At 37.9% G+C, this 2727-nt stretch carries 2 protein-coding genes; one reads left to right on the forward strand and one right to left on the reverse strand.

Annotated features, from left to right (window positions below; genetic code table 11):
* The first annotated feature begins 204 nt into the window (after positions 1–204).
* Positions 205–1056 (forward strand): hypothetical protein, encoded by an 852-nt coding sequence (locus Q3F21_RS26980; RefSeq protein WP_340259653.1) that lies wholly within the window; start codon positions 205–207, stop codon positions 1054–1056.
* Positions 1057–1599: 543 nt separating this feature from the next.
* Here Q3F21_RS26980 and Q3F21_RS26985 read toward each other — a convergent pair.
* Positions 1600–2727, reverse strand: a 1128-nt coding sequence (locus Q3F21_RS26985; protein WP_340259655.1) for an IS4 family transposase, incomplete at its 5' end; no start/stop codon positions are given.

Raw genomic sequence — 2727 nt, forward strand, 5'->3', positions numbered from 1 at the left:
GAATGGTTCTATGCTCAGATTGCCGAACTAAACTATTAGCTCCGGGTATTCAAGTTGCTGAAAGCAGAAGCTGTCTAAAAGGAAATTTTTTAACAAGTATATTATTACAACATTTTGGTAAAATGTTGACATTTGTAAAATGATGGGATAATATGGGTTAGAACAGTAATATACAATATTTGGGAAAAGGAGAATCAGTACGCAATGAAAAAAGTTCTATTAAGTGTCGCAACGGTATTTTTAGCTGCTCTGATGCCTCTTTCTGGTTTTGCTGCTTCAGTGGAATCAAAAATCATTCCAGAAGGTATTAGTAAAAAAGAAGCAAGAATCCTTGTAGATGAAGTTGGACTAGATGAAGATGAACTGAAAAACTTTCCAAGCGATGTGCTTAAATCATTAATTGAAAATGGGGCAGTTAAGATCGCATCTAATGAAGAAGTGCATACATTTGAAAAAGAGATTTCTGAAGAAGTGAATGAAGAGAACTCCGATAAATCAGGCATAAGCCCGCAAGCGTTAGAAAAAGGTACGGACATTAAGTTAGCAGCTACAGCTTTCAAAGTTACCTCTGACATGCCAGGATACAAAAAGTTTTATCTTTATGGTAATTTTGAATGGTTAAAGAGACCTGTGTTCACATTTACAGATGGTGTTAGTCTGGGTTATCCTGATAATACCAAATGGTTTCTACCTACCAATTCAAAAGGAGATGTAACTCAGCATGAAACACAGTATTGTTACAGAGTGGATAACAATGTAACTGCCCCTTGGAATTGCAGTAAAAAAACTAAACCTAGTTACTCTTCTCTAGGGTCTGGAGTTGGTACTAACTTTACTCTGCAATCACTGCCTAGCAATCTTTTACATCAGGGATATATTGGTCAATATGTATATGTAAAAGATACCGAAAGTGGAACTACAAATGTGAGGTTTGAATATGGACACACAACAGTTACAGCAGAAGTTTCGTTCAGCGTTTTGCCTACATTTGGTGTTGGTGTAACTCCTAAAAGAACTACGGAAGCTGCTGATTTTCTTTTAACTTTCTCATACTAAAGTTTTGGTACTAAAAGCTCTTTCAAGGGAGCTTTTAGTACTTTTTGCTTGATAATGTCATATAGATTAAGAAAGAAAGGAAAGTGATATATTGCTGTATTTATTTGTTTTCTTTACATTACTTTTTTTGGTAGGTGCCTTGAAAAGTTTTTTTAATTCTATTGAGTCTTTGAAGAACTCTAATATAACTCGATTTAGTAAAGCAGCAAACACATCTATAGTTTTTGGAGTTTTATTTGTTCTTTTTCTGTTGATCACTATTGCTTTTATATTTATTACACTTCAGTAAGATAGAAAGTTATTAAAGTCAGCTCTCATAGTTGACTTTTTCTTTGTCATTTTTATAAAATCTGCAATTGATTAAGTTATATAGACCATCTCACTAGCGTTGCATAAACACATAGCCGAAAAATAAACTCACTTTTCTGAATGACTTTTTACTTTCAAAAAACTAAGAACGGAACGACAGCCTAAAGGTAGTTCCGTCCGTTTGGTAATTTTATACAGTTCAATCAAAGGCTACACGATCTATTGTCTTTTTGCTTATGTATAAGGTTCCTTTTGTTTTGATGCAAGCAGGTTCAACCATGTCTCACAGTCATCCCAAAGAGTTGCTCTCAACCAACGATAAATCTGAAGCAAACTCCCTTTGCTGTTCGAATAGATCTTGGCCAGTACAAGCAAACAATAGGCGATCAGAGCAACAAACACCTGATTCAGAACGGCTTCTTTCCTTTTCCCATAAAACGAAGTAATCTTCACATGTTGTTTCAGCCATTTAAAAAAGATTTCAATGGCCCACCGGCTGCGGTACATGTCGCCAATCTCTTCTGCCGACAGATCCCACCGATTTGTGATTAACACAAGGGGATTTCCTTCTAAATCCATGGATTCAACAAGGCGAAGAAGATGGCGCATTCGCTTTTGCATTGTCCCCATTTCCACGAAACAATCTCTTGTAATGGCACTATTTTCCGGAATAGATCGATCATACAGATATTGAATCGATGCATTCTTTTTCGCTCTGGTGACGAAGAAAATACCTTGTTCACAATACTCATCAAACTTCGCATAGTCGTTAAAACCCCGGTCAAATACATACGTGATGCCAGACTGATCGACTAGCTTGCCCAGTTGAGTTCGATCATGGGAACGAGCGGTGGTCATTTGTACCGTTTCTGGATAGACATCTTCCGGGGATACAAAAGCCAGCTGGAAGTGAAGTTTCACTCCTGCTTTTGTTTCGCGAAAGGTTGCCCATTTGTATGTTTCTACACACAGCGGAATCGTCGTCGAGTCGATGATTCGGAAATCTCGCTTCCATTTTGATGGCATCGAGCATAAACGAATACGCTGAACCAACTCCATAAAGACATGCTGGAGCAGTTGCGTGCTCATTTGTTGATGCTTGCGTGAAAGTTGCGAAGCACTGATAGATGTAAACCCTAATTCCCGTTGGAATTTCGTCCCTAATACATCGTCTGCGATTGCACGCAACCCTTCCCGTTGTTGCAATTGAGCATGGAGAAATAACAGGAGATAAGCTGGAGTGGTCAGCTTTTTTACATACTTGTCCTGATCGCTTGAAGCTACCTCTTGATAAAACCTTTTCGAAAAAATAGGCGAAACCCATTTACCAAATGACGAAAGTAAGGTATTCTTGTCCATGCC

This window comes from Brevibacillus borstelensis, assembly GCF_037834415.1.
Lineage (GTDB): Bacteria > Bacillota > Bacilli > Brevibacillales > Brevibacillaceae > Brevibacillus > Brevibacillus borstelensis_A.

Bases quoted from the DNA above. Each gene is read 5' to 3' on its own strand.
- Q3F21_RS26980 (WP_340259653.1), top strand. From the start codon at position 205: ATGAAAAAAGTTCTATTAAGTGTCGCAACGGTATTTTTAGCTGCTCTG.